This is a genomic window from Leisingera sp. SA215, from assembly GCF_055902035.1.
Genome location: NZ_JBVVXU010000006.1, coordinates 185,206 through 208,486 on the forward strand (window position 1 = coordinate 185,206; position 23,281 = coordinate 208,486).

At 65.6% G+C, this 23,281-nt stretch carries 16 protein-coding genes; 12 read left to right on the forward strand and 4 right to left on the reverse strand.

Annotated elements, in window-relative coordinates:
* From AC0KW6_RS09125 to AC0KW6_RS09135, 3 genes are read left to right on the forward strand one after another with little or no spacing between them, the layout of a single operon-like run.
* Complete coding sequence (locus tag AC0KW6_RS09125; protein WP_474034740.1) at positions 1–1,239, forward strand: AMP-binding protein; 1,239 nt, start codon at positions 1–3, stop codon at positions 1,237–1,239.
* Positions 1,236–2,531 (forward strand): DUF6005 family protein, encoded by a 1,296-nt coding sequence (locus tag AC0KW6_RS09130; protein ID WP_474034741.1) that lies wholly within the window; start codon positions 1,236–1,238, stop codon positions 2,529–2,531. Before AC0KW6_RS09125 ends, AC0KW6_RS09130 begins: the two co-directional genes overlap by 4 nt.
* Positions 2,528–3,364 carry a sugar phosphate isomerase/epimerase family protein gene (locus AC0KW6_RS09135; RefSeq protein WP_474034742.1) on the forward strand — a complete coding sequence of 279 codons (837 nt, stop codon included), beginning with the start codon at positions 2,528–2,530 and terminating at the stop codon, positions 3,362–3,364. The genes AC0KW6_RS09130 and AC0KW6_RS09135 overlap by 4 nt, the downstream gene beginning before the upstream one ends.
* A gap of 88 nt (positions 3,365–3,452) precedes the next feature.
* Here the strand turns inward: AC0KW6_RS09135 and AC0KW6_RS09140 are convergent, their stop codons facing one another.
* Positions 3,453–5,294, reverse strand: a complete 1,842-nt coding sequence (locus tag AC0KW6_RS09140; RefSeq protein ID WP_474034743.1) for an ABC transporter ATP-binding protein — start codon at positions 5,292–5,294, stop codon at positions 3,453–3,455.
* 287 nt (positions 5,295–5,581) lie between these two features.
* Here AC0KW6_RS09140 and AC0KW6_RS09145 point away from each other — a divergent pair, with 287 nt between their 5' ends.
* Entirely contained in the window at positions 5,582–5,893 is a 312-nt protein-coding gene (locus AC0KW6_RS09145) for a DUF2218 domain-containing protein (protein ID WP_474034744.1), read from the forward strand.
* A gap of 159 nt (positions 5,894–6,052) precedes the next feature.
* Here the strand turns inward: AC0KW6_RS09145 and qhpR are convergent, their stop codons facing one another.
* On the reverse strand, positions 6,053–7,081 hold the full coding sequence (qhpR, locus tag AC0KW6_RS09150) for an AraC-like transcriptional regulator QhpR (protein WP_323783911.1): 1,029 nt from the start codon (positions 7,079–7,081) through the stop codon (positions 6,053–6,055).
* A gap of 160 nt (positions 7,082–7,241) precedes the next feature.
* Here qhpR and qhpG point away from each other — a divergent pair, with 160 nt between their 5' ends.
* The 8 genes from qhpG to AC0KW6_RS09190 are packed head-to-tail and all read left to right on the forward strand — an operon-like array spanning position 7,242 to position 16,859.
* Positions 7,242–8,603, forward strand: a complete 1,362-nt coding sequence (gene qhpG / locus AC0KW6_RS09155; protein WP_474034745.1) for a flavin-dependent monooxygenase QhpG — start codon at positions 7,242–7,244, stop codon at positions 8,601–8,603.
* Positions 8,579–10,102: a quinohemoprotein amine dehydrogenase subunit alpha gene (gene peaA, locus AC0KW6_RS09160; protein WP_474034746.1), complete on the forward strand. Its 1,524-nt coding sequence runs from the start codon at positions 8,579–8,581 to the stop codon at positions 10,100–10,102. The genes qhpG and peaA overlap by 25 nt, the downstream gene beginning before the upstream one ends.
* 18 nt (positions 10,103–10,120) lie before the next feature.
* Positions 10,121–11,545: a quinohemoprotein amine dehydrogenase maturation protein gene (peaB, locus tag AC0KW6_RS09165; protein ID WP_323776621.1), complete on the forward strand. Its 1,425-nt coding sequence runs from the start codon at positions 10,121–10,123 to the stop codon at positions 11,543–11,545.
* Complete coding sequence (gene qhpC, locus AC0KW6_RS09170) at positions 11,542–11,865, forward strand: quinohemoprotein amine dehydrogenase subunit gamma (protein WP_024091506.1); 324 nt, start codon at positions 11,542–11,544, stop codon at positions 11,863–11,865. The genes peaB and qhpC overlap by 4 nt, the downstream gene beginning before the upstream one ends.
* 13 nt (positions 11,866–11,878) lie before the next feature.
* Positions 11,879–12,958 (forward strand): quinohemoprotein amine dehydrogenase subunit beta, encoded by a 1,080-nt coding sequence (peaD, locus tag AC0KW6_RS09175; protein ID WP_323776623.1) that lies wholly within the window; start codon positions 11,879–11,881, stop codon positions 12,956–12,958.
* Positions 12,955–14,697, forward strand: a complete 1,743-nt coding sequence (locus tag AC0KW6_RS09180; protein WP_474034747.1) for an ABC transporter ATP-binding protein — start codon at positions 12,955–12,957, stop codon at positions 14,695–14,697. Before peaD ends, AC0KW6_RS09180 begins: the two co-directional genes overlap by 4 nt.
* Entirely contained in the window at positions 14,694–15,440 is a 747-nt protein-coding gene (locus AC0KW6_RS09185; RefSeq protein ID WP_474034748.1) for a hypothetical protein, read from the forward strand. The genes AC0KW6_RS09180 and AC0KW6_RS09185 overlap by 4 nt, the downstream gene beginning before the upstream one ends.
* A 15-nt stretch (positions 15,441–15,455) precedes the next feature.
* A complete protein-coding gene (locus AC0KW6_RS09190) occupies positions 15,456–16,859 on the forward strand; it encodes an aldehyde dehydrogenase family protein (RefSeq protein WP_323776628.1) in 1,404 nt (467 codons plus the stop codon).
* 120 nt (positions 16,860–16,979) lie between these two features.
* Here AC0KW6_RS09190 and AC0KW6_RS09195 read toward each other — a convergent pair whose 3' ends face one another.
* Both AC0KW6_RS09195 and AC0KW6_RS09200 read right to left on the reverse strand, forming a co-directional pair.
* The gene (locus tag AC0KW6_RS09195) at positions 16,980–17,684 is read right to left on the reverse strand and encodes a CpXC domain-containing protein (protein ID WP_323776630.1); all 705 of its coding nucleotides are present in this window, start codon (positions 17,682–17,684) and stop codon (positions 16,980–16,982) included.
* 35 nt (positions 17,685–17,719) lie between these two features.
* Positions 17,720–23,215: a hypothetical protein gene (locus AC0KW6_RS09200; RefSeq protein ID WP_474034749.1), complete on the reverse strand. Its 5,496-nt coding sequence runs from the start codon at positions 23,213–23,215 to the stop codon at positions 17,720–17,722.
* Positions 23,216–23,281 lie beyond the last annotated feature (66 nt).

The window sequence follows — 23,281 nt, forward strand, 5'->3', positions numbered from 1 at the left end:
ATGTTTGTGCTGAACGACACCCTTATCGACCCGGCTGATCCGGCCGCCCGGCTGGACAGCGTCCTGACCGGTCCCGCTGTGCACCGCTACGGGCTGCACATGCAGAACACCGGCGCCGCGCTCTCGGCGCTGCTGTACCTGCGGGCGCAAAACGCGGGCGTGTTCCCGATCCATGCCGGCATCCCGGCGGAAACCGCCCGCGAAATGGCCCGGGCCGCCGGCTGCGATCTGCTGCTGAGCGACGGGCTGAAGCAAACCGCCATACCGCAACCCGGCGGCACCGCGCGCGGCGGCGTTCTGGTGCAGATGAGCTCGGGCACAACCGGGGCCGCCAAGGTCATTACCCGCACCTGGGAGGAAATCGCGGCAGAGATCGAAAGCTACGCCGCCTTCTTTACCGCCAGCGCGGCGATGACGCCGGTGATCGCCTGCCCGGTCACCCATTCCTACGGGCTGATTGCAGGCGTCCTGGTGGCAATGCACCGCGGCCATCTGCCGGTGATCCTCGACAGCCTGAACCCGAAATACATCCTGCGCCGCCTGCGCGAGACGGATCAGCCGCTGCTCTATACCTCGCCCGCGATGCTGCACACCCTGGCCCGGCTGCTGCCCGCGGACCAGCGGCTCTACGCGGCCAACACTTCCGGCACCGTTCTGCCCGAGGCCTGGTTCCAGCTGATCCGCGCCCGCACCACCCATTTCTTCCAGCAGTACGGCTGCTCCGAGGCCGGCTGCGTTGCCATCAACCAGGATCTGCAAGACCCCTATGACGTCGGCCACCCGCTGCCGCACGTGACCCTGACCGCAGGCCGGAACGGCAGCCCGGATGCGGTGCGTATCACCGCCGCCGGGCGCGAAACCGACACCGGCGATCTTGGCCATCTGCGCGCGGACGGAATGCTGGTGTTCACCGCCCGCGCCGACGACATGATCAATGTCGCAGGCCTCAACGTCTATCCGCAGGACGTCGAGAAAACCGTCATGGCGCTGCCCGGCGTCTCCGATGCCATCGCCTTCCGCCTGCCCGACCCGCACTCCGGCGCCCGCGCCGGGCTGCTCTATGCCGGCAGCGCAGCCGAGGACGATGTGCGCCAGGCCTGCCGTGATACGCTGGCCGACTACCAGCAGCCGCGTCTCATCAAACACCTGCCCGCCCTGCCCCGCCAGGCCAACGGCAAGATCAGCCGCCGCGGGCTCGCGGCGCAATACGCCGCCCCCAAGGATCTGGAAAACGCATGACTTACGACAGTCTTCTCGAGGCCATCCGCCTGACCCTGCAAGGGCCGCTGGCAAATGCGCATATGGCGCGGTTCGGCCCCGCTGCCGTGCTGAACGACGATCTGCACATCGACTCGGTCATTCTGATCAACCTGATGCTGCATCTGGAAACCGATCACGGCATCGAAATGCCCGAACGCGCATTGTCCAAGGACGATTTTGCCACCGTGGACGCCCTGATCCGGATGCTGATGGGCGGAACTCCGGCACCGGCGACGGAGGACGGCAACGCTCCCGCCGCTAGTGAAATCACCGTGCATTGCTTTGTCAGCTGCCTCTGCGCCGCCATCCGCCGGCACCGGGATCTGAACTTCCGGCCGTTCTACTTCGGCACCTGGGACAGCAGCTTTGCCGTCACCCCTTCGATGCAGCTTGCCTACCACAGCAAGGAGATCACCCAGGACCACTACGCCGGCTGGGTCGAACGGCTCTACAATATCCCGGTGCGCGAATGGTACGATCACAGCCGGACCAAGGCGGAAAACCTGACCCGTTTCGAACGGCTGCTGTCCGCAAAATCAGATGACGAGCAGCTGGTGGTCTTCCTCGACATGTACCACCTGCCCGAGCGCGAGAATAAGTACAATCAGAACCCCTTCCCGCATTTCGTGATCATTGAGCCGACAGACGATCCGGACATTTGGCACCTCTATGATCCGGACTACCGCTGGCGCGGCGGCCTGCCGCGCGAAACCATCCTCAATGCCATGGCGCAGCCCACCGTCGCAGGCGGCTATATCATCAACAGCGGCCATGCGCGGGCGCCGCACCCGCAGGATCTGGCCGCCTATTTCAATGAAACCTTCCGGCCGGACGACAATGTGCTGACCAGCGCCCTGCGCCGGATCTTTGAATACCACTGCCTGCCCGCACGCCCGCTGGCCTTGGCAGACCTGCAGAACGCGGTGCGTGAATTGCCGGTGCTGTCCTTGCGCAAATACGCCTATGAGCACGCCTTTGCCTTCTTCTGGCAGGAGCTGGACACAGCGTTTGCAGCCTTCGACGCCGAATGCGACCGGATCGAGGCGCTGTGCGAGGGCTTCCGCAGCCTGCACTTCCTGGCCGCCCGCATCGCCCATACCGGCGACCGCGCAATGATCCCCGATCTGTTCGCCGCGCTGGAGGCGCTGGACGAGCTGGAATTCACCATAAAATCCGCGCTCCAGACCCAGTTCCACGCCTGGTGCGCAGCCAACCTGCCAGCCCCGCCCAGTCTTCCGGCCAGCCCCCAGCCGCAGGAGCTTCCGGCATGAAGATATCCCTTTGCACCATCTCGTTCCGCCACCAGCTCATCGGCCTCAAGGACATTGCGTTCTGGGCCCGTGACAACGGCTTCCAGGGGATCGAGCTGTGGGGCGTGCATGCCCGCAGCCAGCCGCCGCTGGCCCTGCATAACGCCCAGTGGATGGCAGCGCAGGGGCTGTCGGTGCCGATGATCAGCGATTACCTGCCGCTGCAGGACCCCGATCTGCTGCGCCGCCGCACCGTCGCGCTTTGCGCCCAGGCCCGGACATGGGGGGCTGGGAAATTACGCACCTTTGCCGGCCAGCACGGCAGCGCCGCCGCCACCCCTGACGAGCGCCGCCAGACCATCGGCGCCCTGCGCGAGGCCTGCACCATCGCCGCCGATCACGGGCTGCGGCTGCTGGTTGAAACCCACCCCGGCACATTGGCCGACACGCTGGCCAGCACCTGCGATCTGATCGATGCCGCCGATCACGATGCGCTGATGATCAATTTTGACGCCCTGCACGTCTGGGAAGGCGGCGGCGACCCGGTCGAGGCCCGCCGCATCCTGTTGCCCCGCATTGCGCATTACCACCTGAAAAACGTCGCCGCCCGCGACCGGCTCGGGGTCTTTGCCCCCGGCAACGTCTACAGCGCAGCAGGCAGCCGCGACGGCATGGTGCCGCTGTTCGACGGTGCTTATGATTACAGCCGATTCCTATCCGCCTTGGCACAGGAGCCCGGCTGCGAGGCCTCGCTGGAATGGTTCGGAGATGCGGTTTTTCAAACCCTGAAAAGCGATATCGCAGAAATCCGCGCCCGGACCCGCAACAACATCCCCGCGGCAAAAGCTGTCTAGCAACCAGGCCCGCCACTGCGGAAAAGAACCGGTGTGCATCCCTGCACACCGGTTTTACTTTTCTCTATGCCGAAATATCCAGCAGGCCTCAGCCGGCCGGTTCCAAGACCCGCCCGGACGGTCCCGCCTGGCGGTGCCACAATCCGGCATAGATCCCCTGCCCGGCCAGCAGCGCCTGATGGCTGCCGTCCTCGGCAACCCGGCCGTCCTGCAGCACCACAATGCGGTCCATCCGGGCAATCGTCGACAGCCGGTGGGCAATTGCAATCACCGTCTTGCCCTGCATCACATCCATCAGGGTTTTCCGGATCTCTTCCTCGACCGCACTGTCCAGGGCCGAGGTCGCCTCGTCCAGGATCAGGACCGGCGCGTTCTTCAGCACCACCCGCGCAATGGCGATCCGCTGCCGCTGGCCGCCCGACAGCGCCACGCCGCGCTCGCCCACATGGGCGTCGTAGCCGGTGCGCCCCGCCTGGTCTCGCAGCGCCGTAATGAACTCATGCGCCTCGGCGCGTTTGGCAGCGGCAATCATTTCCGCCTCGCTGGCGCCGGGGTTGCCATAAAGGATATTGGCCCGCACCGACCGGTGGATCAGCGCGGTGTTCTGCGTCACCACCCCGATCTGGCTCCGCAGGCTCTCCTGCGTCACCCCGCGGATGTCCTGCCCGTCGATCAGGATGCGCCCGCCCTCGGGGTCGCGGAACCGCAAAAGCAGGTTGATCAGGGTCGACTTGCCCGCCCCCGACGGCCCGGCAATGCCAACCCTTTGGCCCGCCGGAATATGCAGATCGATTCCGCTCACACCGCCGCGCGTGTTGCCGTAGTGATGCGTCAGCCCTTCGATCCGCACCTCAGCCCTGCCGACCTGCAGCGCCGGCGCCCCCGGCGCATCGGTGATCCCATGCGGCGCCGACAGCGACCGCAAACCCTCGCGGATCACCCCCATGTTTTCAAACAGCCGGATCGTCACCCACAGGATCCAGCCGCTCATCCCATTCAGCCGGATCGTCAGGGCCGAGGCCGCCGCCACCTCGCCGACGCTGACCTGGCCGCGCATCCAAAGCCAGATCGCGGGGGCCACCACGATCAGGATCAGCACGCCGTTGATCGCGATGCTGCCAAAGGCCAGCGTCGTCATCATCCGCAAGAACCGCTGATACCGCGCCCGCAGGCGGCGCAGCGCCGACAAGGCATAGACCTGCTCCTGCTGGTTGCGGGCAAACAGCTTGACCGTCTCAATATTGCCATAGGCATCCACGATCCGCCCTGTCGCGTTCGACCGCGCGTCCGACCATTTCTCGGCGGTGGCCGCGACGTTCAGCGCCACGTGGCGCACATAAAGGATGTACAAACCCACCCACAGCACCAAAGGCACCGCCAGCCGCCAGTCGATCTGCGACAGCACCAGCACCGCGCCGATCATATAGGTGACCGCAAACAGGATCGCCTCGAACAGCATATGCACGCTGTCCTGCACCGCCGGCCCCATCTGCATCACCCGGTTGCTCAGCCGCCCGGCAAAATCGTTTTGAAAAAAGCCGACCGATTGGCCCAGCAGATGCCGGTGCGCCTGCCAGCGCACTTGCTCCTGCAGGTTCGACGACAGCGTCTGCTCCAGCAGCAGATGGTTCAGCCCGGTCAATGCCGGCCGCAGGATCAGCACGCAAAACAGCGCCAGCAGCATCTCCGTGCCATGCGCGGCCCAGAACGCCGCGGCGCCGGTCCCGGCCATCAGATCAACCACCCGCCCTGAGTAAAAGATCAGCCCGCTTTCCATCAGCGCCGTCAGCACCCCAGTGGCAAACATCAGCGGCAGCCATTTTCTATAGGGCGCCATCTGCTGCATCAGATAGGCCCGCAAACTGGCTCGCGGCGGGTCCATCCGGTCCGCGGCAAAGGGATCGACAAGGTTTTCAAAAGCCCGGAACATGGGGACCCTCTCAAGTAGGTTGTTGGAATCGCTTGAGATGTGGGTTGCCGTTTCCGCCCTGCAGACGGCCCGCGGGCGGGACCGAATCTGAAACCATTGCGAAAGATGCCTGCACCGCAGCCCGGCTTTTCTAGAATGCGCGCAAGGCTTTGTCAGCAACGGATTTGCCCCCGCCGCAAATACCGCAACCGCAAAAACCCTCCGCCTGCGCCCGTGTTTACGGGTTGCAGTGCCGTGGCGATTCACTACATTGCCTGTAGCTTAGTAAAACAGTAAGGAATTTGGCGATGCTCACCGACACAGGCCGCTTTGACACCCCGGATGCAGCAAAATACCTGCAGCAGCTCTGCAAGCATTTCGCCCATAAGGTCGAGGTGAAATTCGACACCACCGATAAAACCGGCCACGGCACCGTGGCGCTGGGAATGGGCCCCGCAACCCTGCGCGCAACCGCACAGGAGCTGACCGCCGAAGTCACCGCCCCGACCGCTGATGAGCTGGATCATGCACGGCAGATCATCGACAACCACCTTGCCCGCTTTGCCTTTCGCGAAGAGTTCAAGACCATGGCCTGGCAGTCCGCAACAGCCCCGGCATAATCCCTCCGCAGGACAGGATATGCGCCCGGTTCCGGTTTTTTACCGTATTGGATAAATTTCCTGAAGATCCCCCGCTCTCCGTAGAAATTCATCGAAACCGGCACCCGCGACGCGCGGGCCTGCCCCCAATGCCCGGGACCGCGGCCCGCGTCAGCACATTTAGCTGCGGCCGGCTCCGCAATCGGAGGCTTGCTTGCGGTACTGGCTCGGCGTCGCCCCCTGCCGCTGGCGGAAGGCGCGCTCAAAGGCCGAGACTTCGGAATAGCCCAGCCGCTCCGATATATCATGCAGCTGCGCCCCTGGCGCCCGCAGCATGCGCTTGGCAATCTCCATCCGGCAGCCCGCCAGCAGCTGCGAGAACTTCTGCCCTTCCTCCTCCAGCTTGCGCCGCAGGGTCCGGCGCGACATGCCCAGGGCGGTGGCAATGACGGTCTGCTCGAAACTTTCGCGGCCAATGCGCATCAGCAGCTCGCGGCGCACCCGCACGGCAACCGGCGCCTCGCGCTCGTTTTGCCGGGCGCTGCGGACAATCGACTGCGACGCCGCCTTGAACGCCGGGCTATCGCTGTCCGCCAGCGGCAGATCCAGCAGGGCCTCCGGAAACACCAGCGTATTGGACGCGGCGGCAAACTGCACCGGGCAGCGCGGCCCGGCGGCGCTGCGGTGTTGCAGGGCGCTTGATTCGTGCTCCAGAGACACCAGATCGGGCCGCCAGTCCGGCCCGGCCGCAGATCTCACCAGGCTATGGAACACCGACAGCGTCAGCTCCGCATCCTGCTGCCGCGGCCAGATGCGGAGATCCAGGATCCGGTAGGTCAGCAGCGCCTTGCCCGCCTCCATCGACAGCCGCATTTCCGAGTCGCTCTGCACCATCGGAAAGGCATTGCGGAACAGCGACAGCGCCGCCCCCAGCGTCGGGGCCTGCTGGATGAATTCTCCAAGCCTGCCAAGATTTTGCAGGTCGAACACCGACCCCACCCGCCAGCCGAAATCGGGTAGCCCCAGCTGGTCCGAGGCATGCTCGCAGAAGTCCACGAATTTTTTCAGGCCGATCTCGCCCTCCAGATCTTCGGGGCCGATCCCGGCGGTGCGGAAAATCCCGGCGGTATCGCCGTTCATGAACTCAACAGCCCGCAACGGATCGTTCAATGTGGTGGCCGAAATCCGGGGCTGATAGTCGTTTGGCATCGCGCAATTCCTCAGGATTGCGTCAGAATACCGCAAAATCCCGCCATTCCAGAAAAAACACTGCGGTCCGGGCCGCAGCTGCCAATTCTGTCCGGAAATGTCGTCTTGTTGTCCGGATGTGTCCGCCACAAGCACCGCCGCCACAGTGCAGCCTGTGCAGATGGCACCTCAAACCGGCACCTTTCACATAGCAATCGCAGGCGGCGGCCCGGCCGGGTCGGTGGCCGCAGTGCTGCTGGCGCGGGCCGGCTTCCGCGTGGCGCTGGCCACCCTGCCGCCGCGCGGGGCCCGGTATGAGGGCCTGTCCGCCCGCGTCGCCGCAATCCTGCAGCGCCACGGGCTGCCGCTGGCGGGCATCGGGCCTGCGGCGCAGCGCCATGTCAGCTGGGGGGCTTTCCAGGGCGGCCGCAACAGCGAGCACCCGGCCGGCCGCAGCCAATTCGACGCCGGGCTGCTGGAGGCCGCCAAGGATGCGGGCGTTGCCGTTTTTCAACAACCCGTGGCCAGCCTCCGCCCGGACGCCGGCGTCATCCGGCTGGCCAGCGGTCAAAGCCTCTCCGCCCAATTGCTGTTCGAGGCCCGCGGCCGCCGCGCCCCGCGTCCCTGCACGGAACAAAGCCGGGCAAAGCTCCTCGGCCCGGAGACCATCTCCATTGCAGGAATTGTGCAGCCGCAGACCGGGGACCTGGACACACCGCAGTTAATGGCCCGGCCCGGCGGCTGGACCTGGTCCACCCCTGTGGGCAAAGATCAGCTTTGGCTTCAGGCTGCGGGCGATGCCGCCGCTCTGGACAAACGGGCCGGCGGCAAGGCGGCGGTGGCGGCGCTGTGGCACACAGTGCTGGCGGACACCCCCCTGCCCCGCCGCCCCGCCATCCATGCCATTGCACCGCGGCTGACCGCGCCGGAGCTTGATCCGCGCTGCCCGCGGCTGGGCGATGCCGCGGTGGCGCTGGATCCCCTGTCCGGGCACGGCATGTTCTGGGCGGTCTCCTCGGCGCTGATGGCGGTGCCCATCGCACGGGCCTTGCTGGACGGTCAGACGGCGCTGGCCCGCGATTTCTACCGCAACCGGGTGGCCGAAACCTTCTGGCGTCAGGCCCGGGTGGGCCGCGATTTCTACCGCGAGGCGGACATTCAAACACCGTTCTGGCAGCAGCGCGCCGCCTGGCCCGATGATCTCCCCGCCCACAACACCGGGATCCGCCCGCACATCGCCCGCCGGGTGATCGTGCAAAACGGCCATCTGGCGCGGCGCGAGGTGCTGATCACCCGCGATGCCCCCGGCGGTGCCGCCTTTGCCGCCGGGCAGGAGATCGTGCCGCTGCTGCGCCGCCTGAACGGCCGGCCGCTGCCGGACGCGGTGCGCTTTCACTCCGCGGTGTTACCGGCGGCCCCGCCGCAGACGGCCCGCGCCATCCATCAATGGCTTCTATCGCAAGGCTTCACCGAGGGGGCGCAGATCCCCTTGGACACCAGCAACAGGGAGAAACTTCCATGGCAAAACAATCAGCCAGTCTGACGGCTGCAATGCTCTTGACAGTCACCAGCGCCGCCCCCGCGCTGGCCAGCGAAGCGCTGGTGCAGGACATCTGCACCGCCTGCCATACCGGCGAAGACGGCGGATTGACCCGCATCAGCGGCCAGCGCAAGACGCCCGAAGGCTGGATGATGACCATCGTCCGGATGCAGCAGGCGCATGGGCTGGAGATCAGCCCTGAGGACCGCCGCGCCATCGTGCAGCATCTGTCAGACACCCAGGGACTGGCCCCGTCCGAGGCCGCCCCTTTCCGCTATGCGCTGGAAAAAGACCCCAACGCGCAGGAAAGCTTTGACGAGCCCTTTGCCTCGATGTGCGCGCGCTGCCACACCGGCGCCCGCGGTCTGCTGCAGAACCGCACCGCCGAGGAATGGACGCTGCATATGGATTTCCATGTCGGCCATTTCCCCACCATCGAATATCAGGCGCTTGGCCGCGACCGCGAGTGGTACAACATCGCCCGCACCGAAATCGCCGGTTATCTGGCCGAGCGGAACCCGCTGGAAACCGCCGCCTGGGCAGACTGGCAGGCGGCAGACAAACAGCCTGCGGCAGGCGATTGGGTGGTGATCACCGACCTGCCCGGCATCGGCGAGGCCTACGGGCGGCTGACGGTAACGGGTGATGCCTCGCCCTATCAGGTCAGCGGCGAATTTGTGACCGCAGACGGCACCAAACATCCCGCCTCGGGCCGGATGAACCTTTATACCGGCTATGAATGGCGCGCCAATCTGGACATTGGCGGCACCGCCTACCGCCAGGTTCTGGCCCTGTCCAAGGACGGCAACACCCTGCAGGGCCGCCAGTTCGACCGCAGCAACGACGCCCTCGGCGCACCCTTGAGCGGCGCGCGGGCGGGCGCGGGCAGCGTCATCCTCGGCACGGTTCCTTCTGCCGTTCCGGCGGGCGCCGCACAGGCGCAGGTGGTCGGCACCGGGCTGGACACCCTTGCCAGCTCCAGCGGCACTGCAACCGCAAATGGCTATGGCGCGGCGCTGTCGCTGGCGGCTGAGGGCAATGGCGTGGTCACCTTCAGCGCCGGCGGCGCCGAGGGGCAGATCGCCCATTACACCTCGGTCGACAGTCTCCGGGTGGAGCCGGAATTCACCATCGCCCGCGTCGGCGGCGGCAGCGACGCAGGACCGCCCCCGGTGCCCGCCTATTTCAACGCGATCGGCATGTGGAACGGTCCGGACGGCAAACCCGGAACCGGGGACGACATCCGCATCGGCCGGGTCGAAGCGCAATGGTCGGTGGCCAACGCGCATGAACATGCGGCCCATATGAAGGACACCGAATACGCAGGCGGGATGCAGCCGAACGGCATCTTCCAGCCCGCCATCGCCGGCCCCAACCCCGACCGCCCCTTCAGCGCCAATAACGCCGGTGAGCTGAAAGTGCAGGCCGAGGCAATGGGCCAGCAGGCCGAGGCGATGCTGATCGTCACCGTGCAGCGCTTCATCGATCCGCCGATCCGCTGAAGCACAGGGAGAGAGACCATGAAAGACTTTCACTATCAGCCAGCCAATGCGCACCGGGTCGCGGTCGACGGGCGCGAGGTTCTGTTCCACGTTCCCACCACCTCGATCTTCGAGATGGACAGCACCGACCGCGACATCCTCGACTACGCCGCGCAGGAACAGGCGTTCAGCATGGACGACTTCGCAGCCCGGTTTGCGGCATCGGATGCCGCCGCCCGGCTCGACGGGCTGGTGCGGCTCGACATTGTCAACGACGGGCGCCCGCTGCAGCCCGAGCGCCCGCCGATCGAGATCGAAAACTTCCCGCTCACCACCATCGTTCTGAACGTCAACACCGGCTGCAACCTGGCCTGCTCCTATTGCTACAAGGAGGATCTGGCGATCCCGTCCAAGGGCCAGAAGATGGCCTTTGACACCGCGCGGAAGTCGGTCGAGATGCTGCTGGCAGAAAACCCGGACCGCGACAGCTACAACGTGGTGTTCTTCGGCGGCGAGCCGCTGTCGAACCAGCCGCTGATCCGCCAGGTGGTGGACTGGGCGGAGCCGCATTTCGCCGCCCTTGGCAAGGCGGTGAACTTCAGCCTCACCACCAATGCCACCCTGCTGACCGAACCGCTGATCGACTGGCTCGACCAGCACCGGTTCGGCCTCACCGTCTCCATCGACGGCCCCAAGGCGCAGCACGACCTGAACCGCAAGACGGTCGGCGGCAAGGGCACCTATGACGCGGTCGCCGCCAAGGCGCGGCTGCTGCTGTCGCGTTATAAATCCAAGCCGGTGGGCGCCCGCGTCACCCTGACCGCAGGCATCACCAACATCGTCGAGATCTGGGACCACCTGATCAACGATATCGGCTTTGCCGAAGTGGGCTTCTCACCCGTCACGTCGGGCGAGATGGATGCCTTCAACCTCAACGGCGCCGAACTGCTGGAGGTGTTCGAGGGCATGAAATCCCTCGGCCGGCTCTATGTCGAGGCGGCGCTCAGGGGCCGCAACATCGGCTTTTCCAACATGCACCAGATGATGAACGACCTTTACGAGGGCCGCTCCAAGGCGCTGCCCTGCGGTGCCGGGGTGGGCATGCTGGCGGTCAACCACGACGGCGCGCTGAACCTGTGCCACCGTTTCACCGGATCGGAAATGGACCAGTTCGGCACCGTCGACGAAGGCATCAAGCGCAAGGAGCTATCGGGCTTCATCAAGGCACGCTCCGACCGCACCGAAAAGGGCTGCGCCACCTGCCGCATCCGCAACCTCTGCGCGGGCGGCTGCTACCACGAAAGCTATGCCCATTTCAGCGACCCGATGATGCCGACCTATCACTACTGCGACCTGATGCGCGACTGGATCGATTTCGGCGTCGCCGCCTATGCCGAGCTGATCGCCAAGGCGCCGCAGTATTTTCACCAGCATGTTGCGCCGAGGAGGGCGTTTGGAAAATGAAACCGCTCAATCAGAAAGCCGAACGCGTCCAGCAGGCCGCAACCGAGGGCCAGATGGAAGAGGTCCGCGCGATGCAGACGGTGACCGCCGGCTGCGCCACCACCTTCGATCCCGGCTGGGAGGTCGATCCCTTCGGCGGCCTTGCCGCCCTGTGCCAGCCGATGGAGGCGGACCTTTACGGCTGCTCCGACCCCTGCTGGTGGCCCGCCCAGGTGCCCGACATCATGGTCAACCACCAGAACTGGGACGAAAACGCCCCCAATGCCGCCAAGGACTGGCGCGCGCTTGGCGCCACCTACCCCACCGACGCCGAAACCTGAGGAGACCCGCATCATGAAAACCGCGTTTTTTGCTGCTGCCGCGTTCTGCGCCTCCGCCCTGCCGCTGGCCGCAGGCGATCTGCTGGTGACGGTGGCCCGCCCCTCCAACCTCTATGTCTTTGATGCCGGGGACCGCTCGGTCAAATCCGACTGCGATCTTGGCGCCAACGTGACGCCGGGGGTGATTGCCATGTCGCCGGACAACCGCATTGCCTATGTGCTGCTGAACCACTGGCAGGATGTGGTCGGCGTCGATATCGAGACCTGCGAGACAGTGTTCCACGCCGCCCAGTCCGACGGCGATGTGACCCGCCGCTCGCTGGCCTCGCTCGCTGTCTCCAAGGACGGCAGCCAAATCTATACGGTGCGCAATCCGGTGCGCAAACTGACCGACCGTTACGAGGTGATGCAGCCGGAGTTTGCCGTCTATGACGCCAGCGCCGGGCTGGAGGCCGCCCCCGCAGCCGTGTTCGAGGCGCCGCGCCGCTCGACGCTGATGGCCACCGACCGCAACGGCCAGGTCTATGTCGCGGGCCACGACCTCTACCGGGTTGATCCCGCCACCGGCAACACCGAGGTGGCCATCGCCAATGCCAGCTGGGACCGCCCCGCCTACAGCCCGCCGGATGTGCTCGCCTTCTGGCCCACCGGCAGTCAGAACGACGAGATGCTGCTGATGTACACGGCAGCGGTCTTCACCGACGAAACCCAGCAGGAAATGGCGGATTTCGTCTGGGGCTACCAGTCGGTCGACCTCACCACCGGCGAGACCGGGATCGCCGATTTCGCCTCCTTCGAGGTGCTGATGTTCTCCGCCGTTCGCAGCGCTGTGGACCCGAAATACCTCTATGGCGTCTATACCCAGCTCTCCAAGCACAATCTGGAAACCCGCGAGCTGGTGAAACGCGTGGACCTGCCGCACACCTATTACGTCATCAACGTCTCCAGCGACGGACGCGAGATCTATGTCGGCGGCACCAATGACGACATCGGCATCTACGACAGCGAAACGCTGGAGCGGACCGGCGAGATCCGGATGCCCTCCGGCGGCGATATGTCGGTCTCCACCCTGCACGTCGTGCCGCAGGGATGACCGGACCGGCCGCCAGACTCTCCCCCCAGCCGGGCGGCCCTGCGGCTGCCCGCACTTGGCCGCGCCTGCAATCCCGTGCAGGCGCGGCGCTTTTCACATCTTCCACCGCGGCCTGGCTGCTGCCGCTGCTGCACCCGCACCGGCACCGGCTGGCGCTGCTCTTGCTGATCAGCTTTGCCGCCGCCGCCATCGGCCTGCTGCCGCCCTATATCAGCAAGCTGGTGATCGACCGCGGCCTGATGGCCGGCGATGCCGCGCAGCTGGTGGTCTGGTCGCTGGCGCTGTTTGCCATCGGCCTCGCGGCCACAGCCACCGGCGCGCTCAGCAATATCCTGCACATGCGCGCCTCGCTCCGGATGCTGGCACGGCTGCGCCGGAAACTGCTGGCCCGGCTGGCCGCCAAGCCCTCCGGCTGGTTTGCCAGCCAGCGCGCAGGCGAGCTGCTGGCCCGCATCGACGGCGACGCGGCCGAAGTGCAGAAATTCGCCTTCAATGCGGTGCTCGGCGGCTCCTCGGCGCTGATCCGGCTGATCGGCGGCTCGGTGATGCTGATGGTGCTGGACTGGCGGCTGGGCCTGCTGACCGCGCTGCTGGCCCCCGCCGAGCTGCTGTTCCTGATCTGGGCCCGGCCGCGCACCGAACGCCACGCCGCCGCAGTGCGCGGCATGCAGGGGCGCTACGCCGCCGGTCTTTCGGAAACCCTGTTCGGCCTGCCCGCGCTGCAGGCCGCCCGCGGCACCTTGTGGGCGCAGCGGCGCAGCCTGCGCGACCATGCCGGGCTGAACAGCCGCCTGATCGCCCAGAACCTGTGGGGCGAATTCACCCGCGCGGTGCCGGTGCTGCTGTCGGCGCTGACCCGTTCCGCGATCTTTCTGGCCGGCGGGCTGATGGTGATCCGCGGCGACTGGCCGCTCGGCTCTTTGATCGCTTTCATCGCCTATATGGGCTTCATGACCGGCCCGATGCAGTCGCTGCTGGGCCTCTGGCACGCGCAGGCGCGGGTCAAGGTTGCCGCGGCGCGGCTTGATGCGGTGATGCAGCCCGCGGCGCGCGCGAAAGCTTCCTGTTTCTCCCCCGCGGGCTACGCCCTGCAACTGGACCGGGTCACCGTCGCCCGCGGCCAGGCTGCGCCGCTCGGCCCGCTGAACCTGACCATTCCCCAAGGCACCAAACTGGCCCTCAAAGGTCCCAGCGGCGCCGGAAAAACCTCGCTGCTCGCGGTGCTCTGCGGCCGGGCGCAGCCGCTGTCGGGCCGTATCACCCTCGGCGGCGCGGACCTCCGCCAGCTTGGCGGAGCCGCCTTGCCGGAGCAGGTGGCCTATGCCGGCCAGCGGCCCTTCACCCTGCGGGCCAGCCTGCGCGATAACCTGTTCCAAAGCCGCGCCTTCTGGGCCAATCCGGACAATGAAACAGACGTCTGGGAGCTGCTGGATCTGTTCGGCCTCGCCGAACGCTTCCGCAGCGCAGACGGCCTCGGCACGATGCTCGGCGAAAGCGGGCTGACCCTGTCGGGCGGCGAACGCCAGCGCCTTTGTCTGCTGCGCGCCCTGCTCACCCCCTTCAATATCCTGATCCTGGACGAGGCCCTGTCCGAGGTCGACCCCGCCACCGCCGCCCGGATCCTGACCCATATCGACCGGGCTTTCCCCCGGGCCACCCGCATCATCACCGCCCACGGCGGCGCGGCCGCCGCCGCCCCGTTCGATATGGAGATCACCCTGACCGAGGCCGGCGCATGACCCCCGCGCCGCTGATAGCGCTGATCGACGGCCCGCTGGCCGCGGACACCCCGGGCCGCGCCGCCCGCACCGATATCTGCGAGGTGCACCCCCGCGCCGCCGAAAGCCCCGCCGCCCTGCACGCCGCCCATATCGCCGCCGCCATCCGCGCCAATGCGCCGGCGGCCCGGTTCCTTGGGTTCACCATCTTTCCCGGCCGCCTCTCCGCCTCCCTCGCCAGTGTGGCCAAGGCCCTGCACCGCGCTGCCGGTTCCGAGGCGCAGATCGTCCACTGCTCCTTTGGCCAGCCACATCACAGCCCGCTGCTGGCCGCGGCCGCCGCCGCGGTGCTGCAGGCGGGCAAGCTGCTGGTCGCCTCCGCCCCCGCCCGCGGCGCGCCGGTCTACCCGGCGGCTTGCATCGGGGTGCAATCGGTGCAGGGCGACGCCCGCTGCGCCCCCGGCCAATGGTCGCTGCTGAACCTGCCCGGCGCGCAATACGGCGCTTGCCCCGGCGCACCGGACGCAGCAGTGCGCGGCGCCAGCCTGGCAGCGGCGCATTACACCGGCCTGCTGGCCCGCGCCCGCAGCGACGGCAGCGGCAAGACAGTGCTGCCCCCCCCGGCCTTCACGGGCCGCGAACGCATCACCCTGCCCCCGCCCAGCGGACCCTTGGCGCAGGGCTCACCCTCAGCCCCCCGGCGGCCCCCTGCCCCGCCGCCGGATCCTGCTGATCTTTTTCAATCCCCCAACGCTGACAAATAATCAGGGAGAACACCAATGGACTACCGAATGCTCATCAACGGCGAACAGGTTTCGTCAGACCGGATGATCGGCGTCATCAACCCGGCAACCGAGGCGGTCTTTGCCCGCGTGCCGCATGCCTCCGAAGCGCAGCTGAACCAGGCCGTGGCCGCCGCCAAGGCCGCCCAGCAGGATTGGGCAAACACCCCGATGGCCGAACGCCGCGCCAAGGTGGAGGCGCTGGCCGCCGCCATCGGCGAGGAGGCCGGCGAACTGGCCCGGCTGATCACCCTGGAACAGGGCAAACCGCTGCCCGAGGCACAGGGCGAGGTTGCCTGGTCGCAGGGCTATCTGGCCCACACGGCCACGCTGGAGCTGCCGGACCGCATTATCCAGGACGACGCCGAATTCCGGATTGAGACCCGCCATAAACCGCTGGGTGTGGTGGCCGGCATCATCGCCTGGAATTTCCCGCTGCTTCTGTGCTGCTGGAAAATCGGCCCGGCGCTGATGGCCGGCAATGCCATCGTGCTGAAACCGGCGCCGACCACCCCGGTCACGGCGCTGAAACTGGGCCAGATCTGCGCCCGCATCCTGCCGCCCGGGCTGGTCAATATCATCACCGATGCCAATGACCTTGGCCCGAAACTGACCGCGCATCCGGATGTGGCCAAGATCGGCTTTACCGGATCCTCCGAAACCGGCAAGCGGATCATGGCCGGCGCCGCCGCCACGATGAAACGGGTGACGCTGGAGATGGGCGGCAACGACCCCGCCATCGTGCTGCCCGACGTCGATGTAAAAGCCGCGGCCGAGAAGATCTATGGCGGCGCCTTCCTCAATGCCGGACAGGTCTGCCTGGCGGTGAAACGCGCCTATGTGCACAGCGACATCTACGAAGACTTCTGCGCCGAACTGGCCGCATTGGCCGAACAGGCAGTTGTCGATGACGGCATGAAACAGGGCACCACCATCGGCCCGATCCAGAACAAGGCGCAGTTCGACAAGATCAAGGGTTTCCTGGAGGACGCCCGCGCCAGCGGCCGGATCATTGCCGGCGGCACCTCCAAGGACGGCCCCGGCTATTTCGTGCGCCCGACAATCGTGCGCGATGTGACCGACGGCCAGAAAATCGTCGACGAGGAGCAGTTTGGCCCGATCCTGCCGGTGATCCGCTTTGACAGCATTGATGATGTGGTCGCCCGCGCCAATGCCTCCGACTACGGGCTGGGCGGCTCGGTGCATTCAGGCGATACCGCCAAGGCGGCAGAGGTCGCCGGCCGGATCGAATCCGGCACCATCTGGGTGAACCAGCAGCTGAACATCGGCCCGCATATCCCGATGGCGGGTTTCAAAGGCTCCGGCCTTGGCGTCGAACAATCGGTCGAGGGGCTGGCCGAATACACCCAGATGCAGGTGATCAACGTCGCCCGCGGCTGACCGCACACCAAACCACTGAACGGCGGGCTGCATCCCAGCGGCCCGCCTTGTGCTCAGGCCTGCCGCCAAAGCGTCACAACCAGTCCACGCCAGCCGCCGCCACGGCGGTGCCGGGCCGGGCTATTCCGCCGCGCGCCCTTCCCCCATGTACAGCTTCTGCATATCCACGAAATGCCCGGTATCAAGCCGCTTGCGGATGGCGCTCCAGCCCTCCGGATTGCCCTCGATCGCCCTGTACAGCTCCGCCGGCACGGTCATGTATTCGATGTATTTCTCCGATGCGGTTTCCAGCCAGGCAAAGACATAGCCATCGCTGTCTTCGTCGGTGTTCACCAAACGCAGCTCTATGCCCTCGGCCATCGGCACCGATTCAACACTGCGCAGAATGTGCAGCTTCATCATTTCGACAATCACATCCTCCAGCCCCAGTTGCCTGATCAGCAGCTTTTCCCGCACCGCAGGCCAGCCGAATGTCAGGCGCACCGCCAGCCCGCTGCCCACATCCCGCGCCGCCGCCGGGGCACTTGCGCCATAGCTGGTGTCAAACAGCGCGGCGGCCTCATCCTCAATTTCCAGATGATCCCGCAGGCGGCTGGCGGGCATCGCCGCGATCCACTGGCCGCGCCCGGCATCCAGATAATTGAACTGCGGCTGCAGCCGGAAGCTCTCGCCGCAGGCCTCGCAGGTCACATCCTGAAACCGGTCTTCCAGGATATCGTCCCGCAGATCGGGGCGGCGGTCGGCGTTCACACTGCCCACGGCCATCATGGTCACCGGGGCCTCGCATTGCGGGCACACCAGGTTGACGGGGTGAAATAGCGACATCGGTCAACAGCCTTTCAATCGGTCAAATCAGTGGGTCAGAGTTTGGCCAGCCAGCCGGCGGCGGGGTGGTTCGGCTTCAGCTTGCCGGAATGATAGGCGGCATACAGCTCCGAGAACCATTCCCCCGGAGCACGGAACTGATAGCCGGTGATCCCCTTGGCCCGCTCGCCCAGCAGATAGGAATTCCAGGTGTTCGGATAGCTTTCCTGATACACCACACCGCCGATTTCAATCTGCTTGGCAATCGCCATGCTGGACCAGGGCTTGGCCGGTTCCGAGGCCATGTCGATATGCGCCTGCATCTTGATGCGCCGGCTTTCCCATTCCTCGTCGGTGCAGGTTTCACCGGCCGGTTTGGGCGGCACATGCGCGCCCTTGTTATGCGCCATATACTCGGTTGCATAGGCCTTGTCATAGCTGAACTTTTTGGCAATTTTCTCAGCGATGCCCGAGATATCCATGCCGTGTTCGGTCCAGCCGCCGAACTCCTTCTTGCCGCCGTTGTTTTTCATGAAGCTCTGCTTGTCATCGACGGCATGGCCGACCTCATGCAGGGTGTTCCAGTTGAAAAAGGTGACCGGCTCCTCGTTTGCGGGTTTGCATTTCTCCAGCTCGGCGCGTTCTTCCGGGGTGGCGGCATCATCCAGGCCGCCCACCGCATCATCGCTGCCAAAGGCATAATTGGGCGACACGCCCGCATCGCCCTCATGCATCACGATCCGCTTTTCGTTGCCCTGGTACATTGAGCCGCCTTCCGCAGCTTCATTGACCGCAAATTTCTGCAGCGAGTCGTTGTTCAGCGTGTGATCCAGCGGCAGATCCTGCATCGCCTTGTAAAAGGCGACGATATTCGGCCCCTTCAGATCGGCATCGGCAATTTCCGTGGCCGGTGCCAGGTTCTTATTGCTGAAGTTCTTGATATCGCAGCCGAAACGTGCCTTGAACGCCACTTTGACAACGGCCCGCTGCGCCTCCGGCTCCAGGTTGTCGATCATCGCGTCCAGCTCGTCGGTGCCATTGGGGCGCGACAGGATTTCCTTGATGTCCTCTTCCTTGGGCGGCGTGTTGGCCCGCATTTCGGCCATCACAAAGGCGCTGGTGCCGATGGCGCGCGCCTCTTCCAGCAGCTTGATCGCATCTCCCGGCTTTTTGCCGGCCGCCGCGGCGGCGGCATCCGACAGTTTCTTGCGCATGGTGTCGATGCTGGGCTTGACCGCATAGCGGTGCTCATGCGCTTCCAGCACGGCCAGCCGCGGCTCCACCTCCGGTTTCGCCCGCAGGTCCTTATACGCCTTGTGCTGCTCCGCCATCTCCAGCGCGGCTTTGGTCCCGGCAATGGCCGCCTCGATGTCGCTGCTGACCTTGGCGTAATCCTGGCCGCCCTTGGCGGCGGTTTCGGCCCCGGCAAGCAGCTTTTCCACCGCGCCGGTCTCATCCTTCACATAAGCCGCTTCATCATGGCTTGTGACCGGCCCCAGTGCCGCCCGTGCGCGGGTGATCTCCTGTTCGATAAAGGCATATTGCGAGATCACCTCATCGGCCGTGTTGCAGGCCTCCAAAGCGGCCAGCAGATGGCCCTTGGCGGTCTTGGCGTCCAGCCCGTCCTTCTGGCAGTTTTCAATCTCGGCATTGGCGGTGTCCAGATGGGTCTTGGCCACGGCGGCGTTTTCACGGCTGCCAACCACCTTGATCGACAGTTTCGCCGCCTGCACCTGCGGCCACCAGGGGGCGCTGTCCTCGTCGCCGCCGATGGCGGAATTCACCGCCTCCAGGATGCCATGGGTATTGGCAGAGCTGATCGCCTCCCCGGCGGATTCCGTCACCTCCTCGGCCATGGTCTTGGCGGTTGCGTAATCGCTGGGCGCCAGTTTCACCAGGGCATCGTATTTCGCAGTCAGCCGGGTCAGCTGCGCCTCGATTGCATCGGCCTGCTTGTGGTCCTTTGCCTCTGCCAGCTTGGCCTCCGCGGCGGCGCGGGCCGTTTCATAGTCGGACGACCCCTGGATCGCGGTCAGCAGCGCCTTGGCATCCTCGGTGATCTGTTTCAGCAGCTTGATCGCCTGGGTATAATCGTTCTCGCCCAGATCCGTCCTGGCGGTATCCAGCTTGGCCGCGGTCAGCCGGTCGGCCAGCGCCTTGATCCGGTCCTTGGTGGCATCATTGCGTTCCGGCGCCAGCGCGTCCACCGCTGCCTGCGCGTCAGTGACGGTCTGGTTGTACGGAGCCGCCGCCGCAACCAGGCGCTGGCAGGCGGTGATTTTCTGATAGGCCTTTTCGAACATCGCCTTGGCAGCCGTATAGGTATGCGCTGCCTTCGCCGCCTGGTATTTGGCGTAATCCGCATCCGCCCGCGCAATCTGATGCACGCCGGCCTCGTTGCCCGGCCCGACCAGCGCCGCACGGGGCACAACAAAATACTGGTTTTCCCAGCCCAGCACCGTCTTCAGCGTCTTCAGGTCCGAATCCGTGGCTTGTTCCCAGCCCGCGGCAGCCTTGGCCTTGTCCGCCGCCCCTTGGAAGTCCCGCGCGGTCTGCTTGGCGGTGCTGTCATCCAGCAGGTCCTGGATCTCGGTCTTGCGATGGGTCAGCTGGGTCTCAACCGCGCCGCCTTCGGTGGTGATCTTGGCAATCACCGCGGCGGCCTTGGCCCTGTCCGCCTTGATCGCCTTGTACAGCTCGCCATCGGCCCGGGCCTGGTCGGCCATTTTGCGCCCGGCGGCAAGTTTGGCCTCAGCCCCCTTGTAATCATAGGCTTCGGGCTTGATCAGATCGTCCGCTTCACCGGTCAGCCGGGTGATGTCATCCAGATGCGGCTGCAGGCAGGCAGCGTCATTCAGCGGCGCCAATGCGGCGGCCTGTGCCGCCAGCGAGGTCTTCAACTCGCCATAGGCGCGATGCTGATGAACCAGCACCATGGCCATCTTCAGGTTTGCGATGGCGCTGTCCAGATGCGCCCTGGCATCATCGTATTTCTTGGCCGTCTTGGATTTTTCCGCTTCCGCCGCAGGCAGTTGCGCCTTGGCGATCAGCGCGGTGAAATCATTGCCCGCATCCGCCGCAACAACCTTGTCGCGGATATCGGTGAAGACCTTGAACGCCGGGTCCCATTTCTTTTTCAGATCATCCAGCGCCGCGGTGTCGGTCATCCCGTCCAGCTCGACCGCGGCCTCTGCCGCCGCCTTGGCGCTGTCCACCCGTTTCTCGGCATCCGCCAGGCAGGTGTTTGCCAAGGCGAAATCCAGCTTCAGCGCCGCGGCCGCCGCCTCGGCCATCAGCGCCTTGGCATCCTCCAGCATCGGGGCCGCCTGCGGCACATTCTTCAGGGGATCGATCTTGCCCTGAACCGCCACGCGTTTTTCCTTATAGGCCTTGCAGGCATCCGCCTGGGCCGTGGCCGCCGGCCAATCGCTCTGGGTGGCATCCAGAAGGGTCAGCGCGGTGGAATATTTGTGCAGGGTTGCTTCCGCCTTGGCCGAAACAAGATCCGCCTCCATTTTCAATATGATGACCTGAATGCCCGAGGCGCCGCCGTGGTCCTTGAAATCCTTCAGCTTGGCCTCGAAGGCCGTCAGCTTGGGCGCATATTGCTGAACAACCGGGATTTCCTTTTCGATGAAGGGCCGCACATTCCAGAATTTGCCGAGCTTCTTCAGCGACTCGCCGTAATCCTTGGTCGTCGCAACATCAGAATCGGTGTAATAGCCGTTCGCCTCGTCCAGCTTGTCCGTCAGCAGCGTTTTGATTGCAGCAGAAAGCCCGGCCCAGCTGTCAACCCAGGTCTTGGCGTTCGGGCGCTGGGTTTCATAGGTTGACCGCTGCTGCCGCACCTTGGCGGTCTTGGCATGAACCGTGGCAATCTCGTCAAGCTTTTTGACGCCGTCCTTGAATTTCTTCGCCGCCTTGTCCTGCTGCGCCGTATCGTACAGGCGCTCCATCTCGCGCGCCGCATCGTCGATCGCTGGGTCGCCGACAGTGACACCGCGGGCGGCATCGGCCAGCGCCTTGCGGTCCGGGTCAAGCGCCATGAAATGCGCGAAATCATCGGCCAGAACCTCGGCTTTGGCTATCTCGGCCTCTGCCGCCGCCAGATCATCGGTGGCGGTTTTCAGATCATGCGCCTTGGCCTTGCCGACCGCGGCCGTGCGCAGCCCGTTGATCCGGGTGATTTCCGGCGCAATCTCCGGCGCCGCGGCCTTGGGGTGGCTGGTCAGGGGCACCAGCCGCAGATCGAAAATCTCCAGGGCTTTCTGAAAGCCGGTCTTGGCGGCGGTGTCGGCGGCAACCGCCTTTTCCAGCGCCTGCAGCGCCTTTTCCCCGGCGCCCAGCTTGGCGCCGTCGGCGTCCTCGGGTTTGGCCTTGGCCTGGGCTGCCAGGGCCTCGACCTTGTCCAAAGCGGCCTTCCACTTGTCCGGGGTCTGGCTGACCGCCTCCGGCACCATCGTGTTGTAGGTCTTCACCGGCCCGTCGCGCAGCGCCTTCAGCGCCGCCTCGATCCGGGCGATCTGCTCCGCCACATCGGCGTCTGCGGTGTCTGCGCCGCTGTCCTCCGAAGGCGGCGCGGCCTGGTCCGGCGCCTTGGCCGGGGCCTCGGGTTTGGCGGTGGTGACGGTATCCCCCTCCCCTGCCGATGCGGCACCGGCACCGGCTGGTGCCGCCTCTTCCGCAGTGTCGGCTGCCGCCTGGCGGGCCTTGGAAATAGCCTGGGCCAAGGGGCCGACCGCCTTCAGCGCGCCTTCGTAATCCGGCGGCGCGGCGGCCACCCGGGCCTTGATCTGGGTCCAGACATTTTCGATTTTCGCCGACTGCGGCGTATTCAGCGCCAGAACCTCGCTGACCAGCGGTTCCAGTTTGCCCGCGGCCTGCTGCCATTTGCCTTCCAGCAGGGTTTGCCGCTTGGCCCGCGCCGCTGCGTCCTGGGCCGCGGTTTTCATCTCGGCAGACAGCTTGGCCACATGCTCCAGCGCCGCCGCATAGCCGCTGCCCTCCGCCTTGGCCTGAATCGCCTTCCACAGCGCGTCAGCCTTCGACAGGTCGATGCCGGCAATATCCCGCAGCTTGGCCAGATTGGCCTCAACCTTGGCGGCGGTGGTTTTCCATTTTGCTTCGGCCGGGTCCGGTTCCGCCGACGGTGCTGCCGGCGTATCCTCAGTATCTTCGGTGACAGTGTCGCCGCCTTCCGCCGGGGCTGCCTGCGGCCCGTCTTCCGCGGCCTCGTCGTCATCGCGGTCCGCCTCGACAACGGTTCCGTCGGGATCCAGAATGATGATGCTGTATTTGAGCCCGACCACCATGAACATCTTTTTGGCCTTGCGGGCCATGCCCGGCACCACCTTGCCTTCAAGCGAAAACGACAGCTCTTTGCCGTCCAGCTTCAGCGTCCCGAAGGTGAACTGCGGCGTCTCGCCATCGGCTTTGGCCTGCTTGCCCAGGACCTTGGCCGCCTTGGTCTTGTGGGTCAGAAATACCGAGTTTTCGATTTTCTTGCCGAAACACAACCCGAAGGACAGCGCCCGCTTTCGCGCAATCGCCATCTGTTGCTTAATTTCTTTTGCGGCAGATCCATCAAGAGGCATGGGAAGCTCCTGAGTTAAAAAACT